General features: G+C 67.6%; 15 protein-coding genes. 11 read left to right on the top strand and 4 right to left on the bottom strand.

Annotated elements, in window-relative coordinates:
• Positions 1–17 precede the first annotated feature (17 nt).
• The 4 genes from AC1RLU_RS04355 (at position 18) to AC1RLU_RS04340 (ending at position 4393) form a co-directional block, all read left to right on the top strand.
• A complete protein-coding gene (locus AC1RLU_RS04355; protein ID WP_492794052.1) occupies positions 18–1037 on the top strand; it encodes a chemotaxis response regulator protein-glutamate methylesterase in 1020 nt (339 codons plus the stop codon).
• Positions 1038–1050: 13 nt separating this feature from the next.
• Positions 1051–2073 (top strand): GGDEF domain-containing response regulator, encoded by a 1023-nt coding sequence (locus AC1RLU_RS04350; RefSeq protein ID WP_492794050.1) that lies wholly within the window; start codon positions 1051–1053, stop codon positions 2071–2073.
• 161 nt (positions 2074–2234) lie between these two features.
• On the top strand, positions 2235–3233 hold the full coding sequence (locus AC1RLU_RS04345; RefSeq protein WP_113584697.1) for a sterol desaturase family protein: 999 nt from the start codon (positions 2235–2237) through the stop codon (positions 3231–3233).
• The gene (locus AC1RLU_RS04340) at positions 3230–4393 is read left to right on the top strand and encodes a GNAT family N-acetyltransferase (RefSeq protein ID WP_492794049.1); all 1164 of its coding nucleotides are present in this window, start codon (positions 3230–3232) and stop codon (positions 4391–4393) included. The genes AC1RLU_RS04345 and AC1RLU_RS04340 overlap by 4 nt, the downstream gene beginning before the upstream one ends.
• Here AC1RLU_RS04340 and AC1RLU_RS04335 read toward each other — a convergent pair.
• A complete protein-coding gene (locus AC1RLU_RS04335) occupies positions 4317–5837 on the bottom strand; it encodes a glucosamine inositolphosphorylceramide transferase family protein (RefSeq protein WP_492794048.1) in 1521 nt (506 codons plus the stop codon). The two genes, AC1RLU_RS04340 and AC1RLU_RS04335, sit on opposite strands and share 77 nt — an antisense overlap.
• Before the next feature lie 206 nt (positions 5838–6043).
• Between AC1RLU_RS04335 and AC1RLU_RS04330 the strand changes: the two genes are divergently transcribed.
• Entirely contained in the window at positions 6044–8185 is a 2142-nt protein-coding gene (locus tag AC1RLU_RS04330; protein WP_492794047.1) for a GumC family protein, read from the top strand.
• Complete coding sequence (locus AC1RLU_RS04325) at positions 8185–9537, top strand: VpsF family polysaccharide biosynthesis protein (RefSeq protein WP_492794046.1); 1353 nt, start codon at positions 8185–8187, stop codon at positions 9535–9537. The genes AC1RLU_RS04330 and AC1RLU_RS04325 overlap by 1 nt, the downstream gene beginning before the upstream one ends.
• Here the strand turns inward: AC1RLU_RS04325 and AC1RLU_RS04320 are convergent.
• Both AC1RLU_RS04320 and AC1RLU_RS04315 read right to left on the bottom strand, forming a co-directional pair.
• Positions 9479–10723 carry a glycoside hydrolase family 5 protein gene (locus tag AC1RLU_RS04320; RefSeq protein WP_492794045.1) on the bottom strand — a complete coding sequence of 415 codons (1245 nt, stop codon included), beginning with the start codon at positions 10721–10723 and terminating at the stop codon, positions 9479–9481. The two genes, AC1RLU_RS04325 and AC1RLU_RS04320, sit on opposite strands and share 59 nt — an antisense overlap.
• Positions 10720–11889, bottom strand: coding sequence for a DUF1972 domain-containing protein (locus AC1RLU_RS04315; RefSeq protein ID WP_492794043.1), 1170 nt, complete (start codon positions 11887–11889; stop codon positions 10720–10722). The genes AC1RLU_RS04320 and AC1RLU_RS04315 overlap by 4 nt, the downstream gene beginning before the upstream one ends.
• A gap of 173 nt (positions 11890–12062) precedes the next feature.
• Here AC1RLU_RS04315 and AC1RLU_RS04310 point away from each other — a divergent pair, with 173 nt between their 5' ends.
• From AC1RLU_RS04310 to AC1RLU_RS04300, 3 genes are all read left to right on the top strand, one after another.
• A complete protein-coding gene (locus AC1RLU_RS04310; protein ID WP_492794042.1) occupies positions 12063–13202 on the top strand; it encodes a glycosyltransferase family 4 protein in 1140 nt (379 codons plus the stop codon).
• The gene (locus AC1RLU_RS04305; RefSeq protein WP_492794040.1) at positions 13199–14452 is read left to right on the top strand and encodes an MATE family efflux transporter; all 1254 of its coding nucleotides are present in this window, start codon (positions 13199–13201) and stop codon (positions 14450–14452) included. Before AC1RLU_RS04310 ends, AC1RLU_RS04305 begins: the two co-directional genes overlap by 4 nt.
• Before the next feature lie 151 nt (positions 14453–14603).
• On the top strand, positions 14604–15848 hold the full coding sequence (locus AC1RLU_RS04300; RefSeq protein WP_492794039.1) for a Zn-dependent hydrolase: 1245 nt from the start codon (positions 14604–14606) through the stop codon (positions 15846–15848).
• Positions 15849–15976: 128 nt separating this feature from the next.
• Here AC1RLU_RS04300 and AC1RLU_RS04295 read toward each other — a convergent pair whose 3' ends face one another.
• Positions 15977–16969, bottom strand: a complete 993-nt coding sequence (locus AC1RLU_RS04295; protein ID WP_492794038.1) for a LysR family transcriptional regulator — start codon at positions 16967–16969, stop codon at positions 15977–15979.
• Positions 16970–17122: 153 nt separating this feature from the next.
• Here AC1RLU_RS04295 and AC1RLU_RS04290 point away from each other — a divergent pair, with 153 nt between their 5' ends.
• On the top strand, positions 17123–17785 hold the full coding sequence (locus tag AC1RLU_RS04290) for an RraA family protein (RefSeq protein WP_492794037.1): 663 nt from the start codon (positions 17123–17125) through the stop codon (positions 17783–17785).
• 79 nt (positions 17786–17864) lie between these two features.
• Entirely contained in the window at positions 17865–19388 is a 1524-nt protein-coding gene (locus AC1RLU_RS04285) for an ABC transporter substrate-binding protein (protein ID WP_492794035.1), read from the top strand.
• Positions 19389–19443 lie beyond the last annotated feature (55 nt).

Genomic DNA, 19443 nt, shown 5'->3' with positions numbered 1-19443 from the left:
CGCTGTGGGGGCGTTTCATGAGAATCGGTCTGGTCAACGACCTGCCGATGGCGGTCGAGCTGTTGCGACGCGTCATCGCTTCCACGGCAGAGCACGAGGTCGCCTGGATCGCCATGAACGGCCGCGAAGCGGTCGAGGCCTGCCGACGCGACCGGCCCGAGCTCATCCTCATGGACTTGAACATGCCGGAGATGGACGGCATCGAAGCCACGCGCCGGATCATGACCGAGACGCCCTGCCCGATCCTGCTGGTCACCGCCAGCGTCGATGCCAATGTCTCCGGCGTCTACGACGCGATGGGCCATGGCGCGCTTGATGCGGTCGACATTCCCAGCGTCGGTCTCGGCGGCCATACCTCGGCGCAGACGGCCGCCCTGCTGACGCGTATCGCGACGATCGGTCGCCTGTCGCGCAACCTGCCGCCGGTGAACCCGCGCCCCCGCCGGCCGCCGGCAGCGGCCTCTCCCTCCCAGCGTCTCGTCGCCATCGGCGCCTCCGCCGGCGGTCCGGCCGCCGTGGCGACCCTGCTCGGCGGGCTCGCGCCCGAATTCCCGGCTGCGATCATCCTGGTCCAGCACCTCGACGAGCAGTTCGTGCCGGGCTTCGCAAGCTGGCTCGGCGAGCATTGCCGCCTGCCCGTCCGGCCGGCCCGCGAAGGCGACAGGCCGGAGCGCGGCACCGTGCTGATCGCGGCAAGCCCCGATCATCTTGTTTTCAAGCCGGGCGGCGAGCTCGGCTATCGGGCCGAGCCGCGCGACTATCCCTATCGTCCGTCGGTCGACGTGTTCTTCGAGAGCGTCGCGGAAAGCTGGCAGGGAGACCCGATCGGCGTCCTGCTGACAGGCATGGGCCGCGACGGCGCCCGTGGCCTGAAACTGTTGCGCGACAGGCAGTGTTTGACGATCGCGCAGGACAAAGCCACAAGCGCGGTCTACGGGATGCCCAAGGCTGCAGCCGCCATCGGCGCGGCCGTCGAAATTCTACCACTGGGCGCGATCGCCCCTCGCCTGACCGAGGTGTACGCTCCGTCGCCCTGATGAAGGTTTTCCCATGACAGGCGAAACGAAATCCTCCCTGCCCGACGTCCCGCTTCCGGCCGACAGCTACCTGTCCATGGTCCTGCTGGTCGACGACCAGGTCATGGTCTGCGAAGCCGTCCGTCGCGCGCTGGCCCATCATGGTGATCTCGACTTCCACTATTGCACCGACCCGCTAGAGGCGATCGCGGTCGCCCAGCGCGTCAAGCCGACGGTCATCCTGCAGGACCTCGTCATGCCCGGCGTCGACGGGCTCGACCTCGTCCGGCAATATCGCAAGCATCCGGCCCTGCATGCCGTGCCCGTCATCGTGCTCTCCACCAAGGAGGACCCGTCGACGAAGAGCGAGGCGTTCCAGGCCGGCGCCAACGATTATCTCGTCAAGCTGCCCGACAAGCTCGAACTGATCGCCCGGGTGCGCTACCACACCCGCGCCTATCTCGATCATCTCCAGCGCGACGAGGCCTATCGCGCGCTGCGCGAAAGCCAGCGCGAGTTGATGCGCGCCAATCTCGAACTGGAACGCCTGACCCGAATCGATGGGCTCACCGGTCTCGGCAACCGCCGCTATTTCGACGAATATCTCGCCGCCGAATGGAAGCGCTGCCAGCGCACCGAAAGCCCGCTCTCGGTGCTGATGATCGATGTCGACCATTTCAAGCGCTACAACGACGCCTATGGACATCTCGCCGGCGACGACGTGCTGAAGCAGGTCGCGCATGTGATCCAGGACGGCTCGACCCGCTCGACCGACCTCGCCGCGCGCTTCGGCGGCGAGGAATTCGTGGTGATCCTGACCGGCGTGCCGCAGGAAGGCGCGAGCCATGTCGCCGAACGGCTGGTGCAGGGCGTGCGCGACCTGAATATAGCCCATGGCACTGAGCGGGTGACGATCAGCGTCGGCGTCGCGACCGCCTGGCCGGATGCCGAGGGCGATCCTGCCCGGCTGGTCAATGCCGCCGACCTTGCTCTCTTCCGCGCCAAGAACGAGGGCCGCAACCGCCTGGTCCATGCGGAGCTGTCGCCCGATCGCTGAATGGCGCAGCCCCGGATTCTGCGAATGCGGTCGCCCGGGCTTAACCAGAAATGGCTTAACCCCGGGCATCGGCCTTTCATCCCGTCGGCCGAAGCCTTAATCACCAGCGTGCCAATGATGTGGCCCCCGCATCGATGATTGAGATGCCGATGTTTGCGCAAATGGCCGATTTTATCGGCAAGATCCTCGACAAGATCTCGGCGACGAGCCTGGTGGCAACCGGGATGCTCCTGCTGACGGCACTGGTGAGCGCGCTCGTCGCCTATCTCAGGACGACGAAGGAGCGCAGCTTCCGCGAGTTCTTCGATTTCGTGTTTCCCCACGAGATCATCACCCACCCCTCGGCGAAGGCCGACCTGCTGTTCTGGGTCACGCGCAAGGCGCTCATGCCCTTCCTGATGCTGCCGGCGGGCATCACCTTCGTCGTCGCGGTCGGCTATGCGACCAACCGGCTGCTGGCGGCGCTCTTCCAGATCGACGCACCGCTGATCCCCGGCCCGGCCGGACCGGTCACCACGGTGATCTTCACCGTGACGATGCTGCTGGCCTACGACATCTCCTATTATTTCTACCATGTCGCACAGCACCGCTTCCCGATCCTGTGGGAGCTGCACAAGGTCCATCACTCCGCTGAGGTGATGGTCGGCATCACCAAGGATCGCGTCCACCCGCTCGACGAACTGATGAACCGGGCCTGGGACGGCGTCATCCCCGGCATCTGCTTCGGCATCTGGTCGCTGGTCTCGCTCAATCTGGTCGAACTCACCGTCTTCGGCATCAATGTCTATGTGATGCGCAACATCCTGATGATGGACTTCGTCAGGCACACCCATTTCAAGATCTCGTTCGGATCGCTCAACAACGTCGTCCTGTGCCCGCATTGGCACCAGCTGCATCACAGCGTCGACCCGCGCCATTACGACAAGAATTTCGGCCTGCTCTTCTCGTTCTGGGACCGCTTCTTCGGGACGCTCTGCGTGCCGAAGCCCGACGAGGACTTCAAGTTCGGGCTGATGGAGCGCAATGTCCGCGACTACCAGTCCCTCTCCGGTCTCTATCTGATGCCACTGAAGCGGATGTGGCGGCAGATCAGGTTGCGCCTGCGCCCCCGCGCCAGCCAGCAGCAGGCCACGCCGGATATCGAGGAAACCCGGTCGTGAGCGGGCAGAAGCGGCTCGCTGCGGCAGGCGGCCGGCACATCGAGACGATCACCTCCTATCAGGAGTTCGCCGCGCTCGCGCCGGCCTGGAACGCCCTGTGGCGGCGTGCCGACGGCCTCGTCTTCCAGAGCCATGCCTGGATCGATGCCTGGTGGCGCACCGCGACACGTCGCGACGACCGCGACCTCGTGATCGGCTTGGTTTGGAACGGCGCCGAGCTCGAAGCCGTGCTGCCCTTCGCCACGATCCGGCGCCGGGGCGTCACCGTATTGGAATGGGCGGCCAAGGAGCACAGCGACTACGGCGATGCCCTCCTGGCGCCGGACCGTAATCGCGATGCCGTCGCCGCGCTGTGGTGGGAGATCGCCGCGACCGGCCGCTTCGACATGCTCTATCTCAACCGGCTGCTGCCGGATGCCGCAATGCGGAGCATCATCGCCTCGGACATCACGGCGGGCACCTTGCGCCCGAACCATCGCAGCGAGATCAGCTATCGCGTCGCCGGCCCCTGGCAGCGCGGCACGGACTGGTTCGAGGCGCAGTCGAAGAAGACGCGGCAGAACTACCGGCGCGGCCGGAAATTCATGGAGGAAGGCGGCGAGCTCCGCTTCCGCCTGATGGCGCCGGACGAGCCGCTGGAGCCGGTGCTCGCGCGCGTCGCCGCGCTCAAGCGCAAATGGCTGGAGCGGCATGGCCGCGCTTCCGACCTGTTCGATGAGGGCGCGCCCGCGCTTGCCGCGCTGGTCGGCGTGATGGCCCGGCTCGGCATCCTGCATGTCTTCGTGCTGGAACTGGCCGGCACCGTCGTCGCGGTCTCGATCAACGTCGTTCAGCGCCGGCGGATGATGGCCTTCATCACCACCTACGACCCGGAATTCGAGCGCGCCTCGCCCGGCATGGTCCTGATGATGGATTATATCCAGTGGTCGATCGACCAGGGTTTGGAGATGGTCGACTTCATGTGCGGCGGCGAGGATTTCAAGCGGCGCTTCGCCACGCAATCCGAGACGCTGGATTCGGTGACCGGCGCGCGCACGCTGGTCGGACGGCTCGCCATGATGGCCGACGGCGCCGGCCATGCCCTCAGGAACTGGCGCTCGCGTCCGCCGGCTTCCGCCGAGCCAGCGGATTCCGCCGAACCATCGCCGAGCCATCGATGAATTCGAAGCCGCCGGCGCTGTTCAGGCTGTGCAGGCGACGGCCGGGCCAGAGCGGGCCGGCCTCCAGGATGGTCTCGATGTCCTGCGCGAAACCGGCATCGTCGAGTTGGGTGACGCGGGCGATGCCGAGCGCCTTGCCGTAGCCCTGGCGGCAATCCTGCACCGGGCGCAGCAATTGGCCGTCACGCAGGACCATGCGGCCGGCGGGGCGCGCCGAGGCGATGTCGATCAGCACGGGATTGCGTGGATGCGGAGTCCAGGGGCCCCGAAAATCCGGCGCCGACCACAGATGCAGCGCGTCGGAGAACGACCCGCCGCCATCGCGCACCGTCGCGAACAGCCACCATAGCCCATCCCGCTCGATGATTGTGGCGTCGCTCGCGGTGACGCCCTCGATCAGGGTCGCCTCCTTTACCCAGCCGCCCGGGAAGGCGGTGGCGCGGAACAGGTCGACCCGCCCCGCGCTGCAGCTCTCCGGAATCATCCAGATCTCCCCGTCCCGCGCGAAGACGAAGGGATAGGACAGGTGCCCCGGCTGCTCGAAGACGGGCTCGGGCCTGCCCAACGGACCGTCCGATCCGAACTCGACCGCCGAGATGATGCCCTTGCCGGTCGCATGGACGAAATCCTCGACGAAGAGCGTGAGGCGGCCTTCGTGCAGGATCGGAAACGGATCGGCATAGAAGCGGGTGCCGTCATCCGGCAGATCGGTCCAGCCGCTGTCGGGATGCCGTTTCAACGCGAACAGGTCGGGGCCGTCGAACCTGCGCCAGCCGACCCGCCAATGCGGCGCGTGGAAACAGGTCCGGTAGACCAGTGCGAGCGCTTTCGAGACCCCCGCCTTGACGATGGTCTTCGCGATGTCGGCTTGCGGCGCGGACGTCGCCGGCTGCTCGGCCTCCATCACCGGCAGGGCCGGAACACGCAGTCGCCCGCCGGACACGGCGGCAACGATCAGCGTCACCAGCCGGCTGAGGACGTCGTCCAGCGTCGCCAGGAGGACGCGGCCATATTCGGTTCCCGGGCGGCCGGCGGCGATCAGTTCGCCGCCTTCCTTCAGTTCGACTAGCGGCATCCGCCCAGCGAGCAAGGCAGCAACGAGAGCGCCCTCTCCCGCCTCTCCGTCGGCATGCAGGGTCCAGCGACGCCCCGATGCCACTGTCGCTCCGTTGCCGAGATCCAGAACCAGATCGGCAGCTCCCGCCGACCGGCCGGTCGGAACCGTCACAGCGCTGCGGGGCGCCGTGGCGAACAGGCTATCGGGCCGCAGGCCGTGGAGGAGGCCTTCGACGCGAAACAGAAGGCCGAGCCCGCTCCGGTCGGCCGGATCGGCCTCCGGCAGCGAAATCGATAGATCGAGGCCCGGAATGCCGCTCAGGCGATCGATCAGCAGGAGATGCCATCGCCGCAACGGCGAAGCACCGATCGTCAACGTCAGTCGCATGCCCCATCCCACGCGGCGGCGCACGCCGAGCGGCTCGCCAGCAGCAGGCAGCCTGCCATGCCGGGATTTCGATTTCGTTAGCCCTGACGTCGCAGCGGAGCCGCGGCCGAGCGGGGCTTGTTAAGGAGTCGATGGCATGGTCCCGGAGGTGCCGCGGTCTGGAAAGGCCGCTGTGCCGGCATTGTTGCGTTGAGTAGAGTAGAGGAATGGCCAGCCTGGCTGCGAGCGATCATCGGCAGGAGGAAGCGGTGCAGCCGGCTCCTCGGGAAGGCTATCGCCGGCGGCCGGATGGCGCTGTTGAGATTTCCGAGCTCTGGCGCATCCTCTGGTATCGCCGTTTCATGATCCTGGGCATCGCCGGTCTGCTGGCGGGCCTGGCGCTGGCCTATGGCGTCGTGAGCTCGCCGCTCTATACTGCCTCCGCCCAGCTCCTGATCGACCCGCGCGATCGCAACGTCGTCAGCAACGACGTCAACCCCAGCACCGTCTCTCCGGATGGCGGCCTGGCGCAGGTCGAGAGCCAGACCAGCGTCATCCAGTCCACCAGCGTGCTGATGCGCGCCATCCGCGCCACGCATCTCGCGGAGGATAGCGAGTTCAATGGTCGAGGCCTGCTCTCGCGCCTTTTCGGCCTGGGCGCCGCCGATCCGCCGAATGCCGATGGCAGCCTGACGCCGGCGGAAGCGCGCACGCTGACCAATCTGCGCCGCCTGTTCTCTGTGCGCCGCGCCGACAAGGTCTTCGTCGTCGACGTCGTCGTGACGACGAAGGATGCGGAGAAATCCGCGAAACTCGCCAACGCCATCGCCGAAGCCTATCTCGCCGACCAGGCCGATGCCCGCAGCAAGGCAGCGATCGAAGCTGCCGATTCCCTGACCGCCCGGCTCGACGAACAGCGCAAGCGTGTCGAGAAGGCCGAAAATGCCGTCGAGCGCTACCGCCAGGAGAACAATCTCGTCGCCTCCTCCGGTCGGCTGATCAGCGACCAGCAGCTCGGCGAGATCAGCAACCAGCTCTCCGCGGCCCAGGCACGGACGGCCGCGCTCAAATCCCAGGTCGAGCAGATCGCCCAGCAGCGCCGCAGCGGCGGCAGCCTCGCCGGCAGCTCGGCCGAGGCGATCCAGTCACCGGTCGTCGCCAAGCTGCGCGAGCAGGAGGCGACGCTGGTCCAGCGCGCGGCCGATCTGCAGAGCCAGCTCGGCCCGCGCCATCCCTCGATCGGCGCGGCCCAGAGCCAGCTCGTCCATATCCGCCAGATGATCGCGACCGAAATCGCCCGCGTCGAGCAATCCGTGCGCACCGATTACGAGCGCGCGCTCGGCAACGAGAAGCTCTTGTCCGGCAAGCTGGAAGCCCTGACCCGGCAGACGCAGGGAGCTGACCAGGCCTCGGTCCGTCTGCGCGATCTCCAGCGCGATCTCGAGGCTGCCCGCACCGTCTATGCCAATTTCCTGCTGCGCGCCCAGGAAACCCGCGAACAGGCCAGTCTCGACACCACCAATGCCCGCATCATCAGCCGGGCGCAGCCGCCGCAACAGAAGAGCTGGCCGCCAACCCTGCCGCTCATCGCCGCTGCCGGAATGCTGGGCCTCGGCCTTGGCGCGGGCCTCGCGCTGATCGGGGAATACGCCGCGCCTCATCTCATGTCCCGTTCCCAGACGGAGGCGCTGGTGGGCGCGCCGGTCATCGCCATCATGCGTCCGCGCAAGCCGGCCACGAAACGACGCTGGCGCCTGTGGAAGGCGTCGCCCGCGCCAGCGGAAGCCGATGGCGAGGCCGGGCTCGCGCTGCTGCGCCTGTTCAACGCGCCGGAAACGGGGGCGACGGCGGCCCGCAGCCTCCTCCTGACCTCGGTCGAGGCCGACGCAGCCGATCGCGAGCGCGTGACGGATCTCCTTGCGGAAGCAGCCGTGCAACAGGGCGAGCGCGTGCTGCTGGTCGATGCCGATCTCGAAAAGGCGCCGGAGGAAACCGGCCCCGGCCTGATGGACCTGCTCCGCGGCGAAAGCAGCCTGGAGGCGGCGATCCATTTCGGCGCCAGCAAGGATGTCGCGATGATGTCGGGCGGGCGCCGCAAGGCCCCGCCTCAGAAGGGCGTCGGCCGCACTTTCGCGACGCGGATGCTGGCCGATGCGAGCCGCCATTTCGATCTCGTCGTGATGGATGGCGGCGCACTCGGCCGCAATGTCAGGATCGCCCCGCTCGTCGGCATGGCCGAGGAGATCGTGCTGGTCGCCCGGCTCTATGCCACGCGCCAGCAGGATATCGTGCAGGCCATGGAGGCTGCGCGCATCATGGGTCGCTCGATCACGGCGACGATCCTCGTCGACAACGGCGGAAGCGGCTGATGCGCACCGCCGCCCCCGGCGCAGCCGCAGGGCTTCGGGCAGCACCGGTCTGGGGGCGCCTCGGCGGCCTGAGCCGCATCGGCACGCTCGCCGCGGTGCTGGTGCTGTTCTGCGTCTCCGGCGGCATGCTCTGGCTTGTCGGCTATAATTACGACGGCCTCGCCGGCTCCGCCGCCACCAAGATCCACCCCTCGACCTACATGATCGTGCTGGTTTTCTGCTGGAGCCTGATCGCCAGCGGCGACCCGGTCAGCCGCGGCATCCATCTCGCCAGCGCCCGGCCGGCGACGTTGCTGATGCTGGTCGTCACCATCGCCGTCATCGTGGTGACCCTCCTGCGCGGCGGCGCCGGCATCGGCGGTCTGGTCGACACCTATGTCGCCGCCTGCCTCCTCGTCTTCCTGCTTGCCGATGCCGATGACGAGACCATGGCGACGCTGACCACGCTGCTACATGTCGTGATGACGTTGAACGCCCTGCTCGCGCTCGCCGAATTCGTCACCCAGATCAGGCTGTTCCCCTATCGCTTCGACGGCATCGCCTTCGAGACCGATACGCGATCGGCGGCGCTGCATGGCCATCCCCTCGCCAATGCGATGATCACGGCCTGCTACCTGATGGCGCTGATCAGCGGTGCCCGCCCCCTGTCGCCGCCCGTGCGCGGCACGCTGATCGCCTTGCAGAGCGCCGCCCTCGTCGTCTTCGGCGGGCGCACCGCGCTTCTGGCCTCGCTGGCACTGGGCCTCTGCTACGGCATCGTCGTGCTGTTCGCCTCGCTGCGCCGCGGCAGGGTCTCGCTGGTCGGCGCCGCGATCGGCTGCCTGCTGGCGGCGCTGTTGCCAGTCGCGATCGGCGGACTGGCGGCCCTCGGCTTCTTCGACGATCTGGCCGCGCGCTTCATTTCCGACGGCGGCAGCGCCAATGCCCGCAAGGAAATGCTCGACCTGCTCGGCATGTTCTCGCTGGGCGACCTCGTCTTCGGCCCGGACAACGAGCTCGTCGACACGCTCCGGCGCGTCAACGGCCTGGAATGGGGCATCGAGAACCCCTTCATCCGCATGATCCTCTACCAGGGCGCGATCGTCACCGCGCTGGTCACCGTGGCCTTCGGCCTGTTCATGTACGAGCTCGCGCGGCTGGGGCGGGCTGGCGGCGTCTGGCTGCCGATGATCGTCTGGATCATCCTCCTCAACGGTTCGGAGAGCATCGCGACCAAGACCACGCTGCCTGCCAAGTTCGCGATCGTCGTGCTCTGCCTCTACCGGCCGGAACGTCAAGGCCGGACAAACGCACTCAGCCCGGCATCGTCAGCCCGAGCGCCTCGATCATGGCCGGGTCGGGCCGCCGGCTGACATCGTCGACCAGCAGGCCGAGGCTGTCGAACAGGTTCCAGAAGGCCCAGGGAAAGCCGAGCGCCTCGGCGCTCACCCTGACATCCCGGACATAGCGCGCCCGGTCGGCGGGCGCGGAGGCGGCGATGCCGGCCGCTGTGCGGACGGCACCGAATTCGCCCATCAGGATGCGGCCGGACGCGACGCCCTCGCGCTCCGACCAGGCTCGAACGTTCCGCAGGTAGCCCTCGATGAAGGGGCGGTCCGGCCGGGCGTCGAAATACTCCTTCAGCACCCGCTCGGTCTCCCGGTAGGTGGCTGCGCCGCGTCCCGTTGCCGGCTGGCCGAGCTCCGCCATGCGAACCCGGACAGCAGCGAGCGTCGCCTCCAGCGTTCCGCGCGAGGCCGGCCACGGCACCGCGTTGAGCGCGGGATAGAACGGCTCGCTCATCCATTTCGCGCCCTGATGCGAGAACAGATAGGGCTCGTAGAAATGGAAGGTGAAGAGCAGCGGTTCGAAAGCCGCCAGTGCCCTCGCCTTCAGCGGCTCCAGCCCGGCGATCATGCTGCCGCAGGCTCCGGTCGCGACCAGGGTGAGGCCGGGCGCGGCGCTGCGGGCGGCGCCGAGCATTCGCTTCTGGAGCCGCTCCCATTCGGCCGCGCCGCAGGCCTGGAACGGCTCGTTGACCGGTTCGAGCGCGACGCGGTCCGGACCCAGCCGGGCGAGTCGCCGCGCCAGTTCGGCGATCAGCGCGAGATAGGCGGGAAAGCCTTGAGCCGTCTCGCTGCCGAAGAGATAGGCCGGCGTCCAGTGATGCGTCGCGGCATTCGCGTGGAGATTGAGCACGACCGTGAAATCCTGGCCGAGCGCCAGCGCGACCGCAGCCATGACCTGATCCAGCAGAATCGCGCGCTCGCGCGGCGCCGCGGCGACGATCGGGCCGGGGTCGACGGGGATGCGCACGAAATCGAAGCCCGCCCGCCGCAACTGCCCGAGATCGCGCGCGGTCGGAACCGGTCGGTCGAGCTGGAAAGGCGGCCAGTCATAGTCGGTGCGCGGCGCCGGAAATTCCCGCGTCAGCGAGAACCAGGGCCAGAGGTTGATCCCGCGCCGAAGGACGATCGGCCCTGCCGCCCGCGCCCGATCCCGGCCGAGGAGGGCCGCTCCTGCAGCGCCCGCCAGAACGGCCCGGCGGCTGAAGCTCATCCGCAGCCCTTGTCCGCCAGTTTGACGGCGGTCAGTTCCGGCTCGGCGCCCCGGTTCATCAGAGCCAGCGCCTCCCGCTCGTAATGTTCGAGCACGGCATCCCACTCGAAGCTCTCCCGCGCTCGCGCCAGCGCCGCCGCCTTCAGGCGCCCGGCGAGGTCGTCATCGGCGATCAGCCTCTCGATCGCCTCGGAGCAGCTTGCCTCGTCGGAGAAGAACAAGCCGGCATCGCCTGCCGTCCAGCGGTTATAGGGATTGTCGTGCGCGATGACCGGATTGCCTGCCCAGAGCGCCTCGACCAGCGACGGATTGGTGCCGCCGACGGTATGGCCGTGCATATAGGCGCGGGCATGGAAGCGCAGGGCCTGCACGATATTCGCATCGTAGATCGCACCCGGCGTCAGCACCTCCGGCCCGGCCGCGGCCATGATCCGGCGATGGTAGTCGATCTCGTCGGAAAGCGTCCCGAGGACCACGAGCTTCATGCCGCGCGGCTTGCGTGAGAACGCCTCGACCAGCGTGAGGATCGAATTGTCCGGCTCGATCCGGGCGATCGAGACGAGGTAGCGGCCGCTTTCAAGGCCGAGCTTGGCAAGCGGCGCCACCGGCGCCGACAGGATCGGCACGCCGCCATAGGGAATCATCGCCGTCGCCGTGCGCGGTCGGCGGGTCGCCAGATGATCGGCGATGATCGGGTGGTCGGCCACGAGCCGGTTCGACGTCCAGGCCGCGATCCATTCATTGACCCAGAACCAGGCACGGACCGGAAAGGGCCATTTCGGCCGGCGCCATTCGATGCCGTCCATATTGGTCAGGATCTTCCGGCTGGACAGGCGCAGCCAGGGCAGGAAGACGGCCCCGTTATAGCCGAGCACGAGGCTCACCGCCTCGCGCCGCGCCGCATCGCGTACGCAGTGCCAGTCGAATTCGAGCGTCGCACGCGGCCCTTCCGAAGCAACCTGCGTGCGGATCAGCTCGATGCCCCGCCACATCTCGCTGCGAAAGCGCTGCGTGACGGTGGTCACCTCATCCTGGCAGTAGACGCCGACGCGCCAGCCACGCTCGACGAGAAAGAGCGCCAGTTTCTCCGCAAAGGTCTCGAAACCGCCATGCGCTGCCGGAATCCCGCGTGTTCCAAGGATCAGCAGGGTGGGAGGGGTAGCCATTTTAAAACTGTCCAAACCGGCTCGCGAAGAATCGCGAGCAAAACGTCGCATCTCGCATTATGCCTTGAAGAACTGTGATTTATCCTCCTTTCATTTGGAATGGTTAGGGTCTGCTTTCCCGAATTCCGGACGTGCCCGGAACGGGCCGCCGCGGCCTCGAACGGAAATGGATCGTGACCCTCCGCATTGCCTGCATTCACCAGGGTTACGAGCTCTATGGCTCGGATCGCAGCTTCGCCGAAAGCGTCGCGGCCCTGCGCCAAGCCTATCCTTCCGCCGAGATCGAGGTCGTCCTGCCACGCGAGGGGCCGATCCGGGGGCTGCTCGAAGGCAGCGCCAGCCGGATCGTGCTCGAGCCGCTCTGGGTGCTCAGGCGCAAGGACCTGCCCCGGCTGATCGCAACCGCGCCGGTCGTTCTCCCCCGCGCCATTCTCCGGGCAGCACGACGCTTCAGGCGTTGCGATCTCGTCTACATCAACACCTCGGTCATCGTCGATCACGTCCTCGCCGCCCGGTTCTTCCCGGGCAAGGCGCTCCAGCACATCCACGAGATTCCCGAAGGCGCGACCCGCACGCTGCTGCGCCGGCTCGTCCTCTGGGGTCGCGCCCGATTGATCTTCAATTCGCGGGCAACGCGCGAGGCCTTCGAGCCCCCGCCCGGCCTTCCCTCGGATGTGATCTATAACGGCGTCGCCGGCCCCGCCGACTGGGCGCCGACAGACTATGACGGCAAGCGCCGTCTGCGCGTGCTGATGCTCGGCCGGATCAATCGCATCAAGGGACAGGAAATCCTGCTCGCGGCGCTCGCCGCCCTGCGCCCGGAAATCCGCGAGCGCATCGAGACCCGTATCGTCGGCAGCGCCTTCGAGGATCCCGGCCTCGAAATCGCCCTGCGCGAATCCGTGACAAGCGCCGGCCTCGATTCCCATGTCAGCGTCGAGCCCTTCCTCGACGATCCGACGCCGCTCTATCGCTGGGCGGATGTCGTCGCCGTGCCGTCGCGCCGGCCCGAATCGCTTGGCCGCGTCGCGATCGAGGCGATGGCCTTCGCTCGCCCGCCGCTCGCCTCCGCCATCGGCGGCCTGCGCGAGGTGGTGGAAGACGGCATCACCGGCCGCCTGCTGCCGCCGGGCGACGCAGACGCACTCGCGCAGGCTCTTGCAGAGATCGTCGACAAGCCGGACATCCTCGCGCCGATGGCCCTGGCCGGGCGCGAGCGCTTCACCGCCCTGTTCAGCGAGCAAGCGGTGGCACGAGCCATCGCCGCCGTCGCCGACGACATGCTGCGCCAGAGCCCGGCCGGCCTGCGATGAATCTCCAGGCCATCCGCCGCATCGTCCTGCGGCTCGTCGTCATGGTCGGCGGCGAGGCGATGCAGAGCGCCTTCCATCTCGGCCTCAACATCGCGCTGCTGCATACGGTATCCGCCCGCGATTACGGCATCTTCGCGCTGGTGATGGTCGTCGGCGGCCTCGGCCTGACCTATATCCGCGCGCTCACGGCCCTGCCCGCCAGCATCGCGATCGCCCAGAGCCGCCGCACCGGTGCGGCCGGCGCCTATGAGGTCAGCTTCGGTTCGGCCGCGATGCTGCTGTCGCTGCTGCTCGGCCTCGTCGTCACCGGCGTGCTCAACGTCTGGCTCGACGAGGGGGCCCTGTTCGGCGGCGCCTTCGTCGGCCTGTGGGCGATGCGGGCGCATATCCGCATGGTCTTCTTCGCCCGCGGCCGGCAGATGCTGGTCAGCACCAGCGACCTCGCCTTCACGCTGAGCGGGACGGCGGGAACGGCCTGGGTGATCTGGGACGACACCCATATCCTCCAGCATACCTTCATGGTGATGACGGCGGCCAATGCACTCGGCATCGCGGTGCTGCTGGTCCTGGGACGGCGCACGCTTCGGCTCAGCTTCGGCCGGCATGTCTGGCGGCGCTATCGTCGGCTCTGGCGCGACCTGAAATGGTCGGTGCTGAGCGTGACGATCACCAACCTGCAGGGCCAGGGCATGGCACTGATGGTCGCGGCGATGGCCGGCCCGGCGGCTTACGCCCCGATCGCGGCGGCATTGGTCAATTTCGTGCCGCTGCGCATCGTCTCCACAGCCTTCGCCAACATGATGCACCCCGAGCTCTCGAAGCTCATGGCGCATCGCGACTTCGCCAAGGTCGGGCAAAGGCTGCGGCGCTGGCCCCTGCCGCTCGCCTGCCTGGGCATCCTCTACGGCATCGTCGTCTTGATCGCCCTGCCCTTCATCGAACCCGACAGCCTCGAAGGCACGCGCTTCCTGAAGATCTCGGTCCTGGCCTGGGTGATGAGCAGCCTGCCGATGCTCTATGTCATGCCGCGCATCTGGCTGGAGATCGTGCAGGACTATCGCTCCATCGCCATCCTCTCGGCGATCGCTGCCGCCGCCGGATTGCTGCTCGTCTTCGTCCTGCTGCTGACGGTCTCCCCGTCCTGGGCGCTGCTCGGCGGCGCGCTCTCCGAGATCATCGTGCTCGTCGGCTCCTGGGCGATCGTCCGGCCCCGGCAACGAGCGGCCGAAGCGGCTGGCCAATTGCGCTGACGCGGGCGCGCCGATGGCAAGCATAGGCAATATCTATTTGCCTGCGCCGCTCCCGGCCTGAAATCCTGCGGCGGATGGTTCGCTCTCCCTGGCAGAGCGGACCTGTTCGCCCGCAGCAGCCCCCGCCCGCCCCGGCGGAGAGGAGACGATCATGCCCAGCCTCGACACGGCCCGTATCGACATCGAGCGGTTCTGGACCACGATCGAGCGTTCGGCGGAAATCGGCCCGGGCCGGCCGGGCGGTCTCTCGCGCCTCGCCCTCTCCGATGCCGACAAGGACATCCGCGATACCTTCGTCGGCTGGTGCCGCGAGGCCGGGCTGGAGGTCCGCGTCGACGGCATCGGCAACATCTTCGCCCGCCGCGCCGGTACCGATGACAGCCTGCCCCCTGTGGTGATGGGCAGCCATCTCGATACCCAGATCAATGGCGGCCGCTTCGACGGCATCGCCGGCGTGCTCGGCGGTCTCGAAGTCTGCCGCACGCTCGATGCGCTCGGCCATCGCACGCGCCGGCCGATCGAGATCGTCAACTGGACCAACGAGGAAGGCGCACGCTTCTCGCCGCCGATGGTCGGCTCCGGCTGCTTCGTCGGCGCCTACACACTCGACTTCGCGCAGGGGCGCACCGACGAGGAAGGCCGCACGATCGGCCAGGAACTGGAGCGGATCGGCTATCGCGGCGAGATGGAAGCGGCACCGCACGCCTTCGACGCCTACATCGAGTTCCATATCGAGCAGGGCTACTACCTCGACCGCGACGGCATGCAGGTCGGCGTCGTCACCGGCGGCTTCCCGAGCACCGGCATGCTCGTCGAGTTCAAGGGCGAGACCGCCCATACCGGTCCCTGGCCGATGGAGCGCCGCCGCAACGCCCTTCTGGCCGGCGCCCGTCTGCTGGTCGAGACCGACGAGATCGGCTGGGCCTATGCCGCCGGCGGCGGCAAGGCGACGGCCGCACGCCTGGCCGCCTGGCCGAACAAGCCGGGTATACTCTCCGACTGGGCGCAGGCCGTCTGCGATGTCCGCCACCCCGATCCGGAAACCTCCGAGGTCATGGCCGAGCGCGTCCGCCGCGCCGTCGGCGAATCCGCCGCCCGCGCCGGCTGCACCGCCGAGATCCTCGATATCTGGAAATGGGGCGGCAAGATCTTCGCTCAGGAGCTGATCGACAGCGTCCGCCAGACCTCGCTGGCGCTGGGCTATCGCACGCAGGACATCCTCAGCCAGGCCGGCCACGACGCCTATTTCGTCGCGCGCCATGCCCCGACCACGATGATCTTCGCGCCCTGCAAGGGCGGCATCACCCATAACAATGCCGAACTCTGCACGAGGGAAGATCTGGAGCCCGGCCTCAACGTCCTGCTTCACACCGTCATGGCACGGGCGGATCGCTGAGCAGGACGCTCCGAAATTCCCGAGCCCTCATCCTGAGGAGCCATTCTGTCAGGAATGGCGCCTCGAAGGTGTTCCAGATGTCTCGGGAGCCTCCTGGAACATCCTTCGAGACGCCGCTACGCGGCTCCTCAGGATGAGGGCTGATTGTCCAAACGGGCACTGAGAAGCGCCTCGGCGGCCTCGGCCGCCAGCTCCTCCTCGGTCGCGACGCGCTGCTGCTCGAACAGCCGCAGGAAGGCCTCTTCCGCGGCATTGAGCTGCATCGCCGGATTGGAGACGAAATAGAGATCGGCGCCGAGCAGATCCTCGGGCCGTGCGAGGTTCCACAGGGAACGACTTTCCAGCGCCTCCGCCACCGAGGCCAGCGGCAGGATACCGATGCCGAGCCCGGCGGCGATCATCCGGGTGACCTCTTCGAGATTCGGGCTGGAGCCGACGACCCGGCTGCCCAGCCCCGCCCCTTCCCTGACCGAGACCATTGGCTCCAGCGCCCCGTCCTGCCCGCAGGCGAGCGCCACGAAGGGCTCGTCGCGCAACTCGGCCAACGGCACGTCCGAGAGCCCGAAGAGCGGATGCCCGCGCCCGCACAGGATACCGAATTCCTCGCGCAGCAGTGGTCGGCAATCGAGCCCGGCCAAAGGCTTGGCGAGCAGGCAAAAACCGAAGGGGCTGAGCTTCTGCGAGATGGCGCGGACGATGTCCTGGCTGTTGGCGACGTCGATGCGCACGCTGACGCCGGGATGCTTGCGGTTGAGCAGCGTCAGCGTCCGGTCGAGCGGCGGCAGCACGACATGGGTCACGACGAGCAGCCGCACGAGCCCGGTCAGATCGTCATGATCCTCCGACAGCCGGTCGCCGATCCGCGCCACGCTGCGGTAGATGTCGACGCATTCCTTGTAGAGCAATTCGCCGCGCTTGGTCAGGACGAAGCGCCGGCTGTCGCGCTGGATGAGCTGGCCGCCCAGCGTCTCCTCGAGCCTTTGCAGCGCCGCGCTGACCGTGGGCTGGCGCACGAGCAGACGGTCGGCCGCCCGCGTGATGCTGCGCTCCTCGACGATGACGAGGAAGGTGTGCAGCAGGTTCCAGTTGAGATGGTGCAGCTTCGGCTTCGTTCCGCTCAAGCGCGTATCTCTCTTCCGTTCGCGGTCCTTGCCCCTTATGCAAACCCGCTGCCGTGGCAAGCCTATGCTTAGCATAGGAACTGTCTATTGGACCCGGTTTCGGTGCTTCCGTAGGTTCGGCAGAACGCGACATCCTCCAGCGCAAGGGCGACCATGACAGCGACCGGATCATCGGCCGAAGCCTCGATCGCACAGCGCGCCGCGCTCTTCCGCGAGATCGAGACCGCGACGCTCGGCCATATCCTGACCGAGGGCTTCATGGTCCCCGCGATCCAATGCGTCATCGAGGGCCCGCGCGTCTGCGGCCCGGCCCTCACCGTCAGCGTTCCGCCGGATGACGGCGCGGTGCTCTCCTGCGCCCTGACGCAGGCCAAGCCCGGCGACATCCTCGTCATCGACCGTCAGGGCGACGATCGCCATGCCTGCTGGGGCGCGGTGATGACCGCCGCCGCCCAGGCCGTCGGCATCGTCGGCGTGGTCATCGACGGCTTCGTCACTGATGTCGCGGCGATCCGCGCCTCGGGCCTGGCGGTCTGGTGCCGCGGCCGCTCGCCCCTGACGACGAAGCTCCTCGGCAAGGGCGGCTCCGTCGGCGAGACCGTGAACTGCGGCGGCGCGACGGTGCGCCCCGGCGACCTCGTCCTCGCCGACGAGAACGGCGTCTGCGTCATCGATCCCACGCAGGCCGAAACCCTCGCCAGGACCTGCGCCGCCATGCAGGCCGCCGAGCCCGGCGTTATCGAGCGGGTCCGCAAGGGCGAGCGCATCGACGAGATCAACGGCGCGCGGAAGCTCTTCGAAAAGTCGCGAGCCTGATAGGCCCCGGCCGCAGAATCGCCCATAGAGGCGCGCTCCGGCCGGATGGATCATCCAGTAAACACAGGGGAACATACCGATGAAGATTTTGGGAACGACCGCGCTGGCCGGCGCGCTGCTGGCCGCCTCGCTCGCCTTCGCACCGGCACCGGCCTTCGCCGGCAAGGCTGACGACACGCTCAACGCCGCCTTCGCGCTGGAGCCGGAAGCGCTCGACACCTACAAGATCGCCGGCCGCGAGGGCCTGATCCTCGCCCGGCACATCTATGACGGCCTGCTCTACAAGGATCTCGACACCGGCGAGATCAAGCCGGCGCTCGCCAAGGCCTGGCGCTTCGTCGATCCGACGACGATGGAGTTCGACCTGCGCGAGGGCGTGACCTTCCATAACGGCGCGAAGTTCACCGCCGACGACGTGGTCTACACCCTGACCACCGTGCTCGACCCCGCCTATGGCACGCGCTTCCGCATCGCCGTGGACTGGATCGACAAGGTCGAGAAGGTCTCGGACTTCCAGGTCCGCATCAAGATGGGCAAGCCCTTCGCCGGCGCTATCGAGATGCTGGCCGATGCGCTGCCGATCTATCCGGCCGCTTATTTCAAGGAGGTCGGCTCGGCCGGCATGGCGGCCAAGCCCGTCGGCACCGGCCCCTACAAGCTCGTCGAGATGACGCCCGGCATCCGCTACGCCTTCGAGCGCTTCGACGGCCATTATGCCGGCAGCCCCAAGGGCAAGCCCGCCATCGGCAAGATCGTCGTGCGCACCATTCCCGAGCTCAACACCCAGTTCGCCGAACTGATGGCCGGCAAGCTCGACTGGACCTGGCGCATCCCGCCGGATCAGGCGGCGCGCCTCGCCAGCCGCGTGCAGATCGTCAACGGCCCGATCATGCGCATCTCCTATGTCGGCATGACCGTGACCGGAAAGGGCAAGGACTACCCGACCAAGAACCTGAAGGTCCGGCAGGCGATCAACCACGCCGTCAACCGCGAGGCCATCGTCAAGGCCTTCGCCGGCGGCGCCTCGCAGGTCTTGAATGCCGCCTGCAATCCCAAGCAGTTCGGCTGTGCGCAGGACGTGACGAAATACGCCTATGACCCAGCCAAGGCCAAGGCGCTGCTGAGCGAAGCCGGCTTCGCCAACGGGGTCGATATCGAGATGGTCTTCGCCGCCATGCCGCGCCCGGTCGCCGAGGCGATCGCCAGCGATCTCGGCAAGGCCGGCATCCGCGTCACGCTCAACGAGCAGCAATATGCCGCCGGCGTGCAGAAGTGGCGTGCGGGCGAACTGCCGGCCTTCTTCACCAACTGGGGCAGCTACGGCACCGGCGACGTCGCCTTCATCATCTCCAACTTCTTCGGCGGCGGCGCCGACGACCTCGTCCAGGACAAGGAAGTCATGGAGCTGGTCAACGCGGCCGACACCTCGCAGGACCGCGCGCTACGCGAGGCGAACTACGCCAAGGCGCTGAAGAAGATCGCCGATCAGGCCTATTGGCTGCCGATGTACGACTTCAACATCAATTACGGCCTGTCGCAGCAGCTCACCTTCAAGCCCCATCCGGACGAGTTCGCCCGCTGGTGGCTGTCGAGCTGGAAGTAACAACTTCGCTCCTATCGCCGCGCCGCTTCCAGTCCCCGGCTGGTAGCGGCGCCAT

It is taken from the genome of Allobosea sp. GW822-FHT05A11 (genome assembly GCF_058800455.1).
This window is presented reverse-complemented; position numbering and strand designations above follow the sequence as displayed.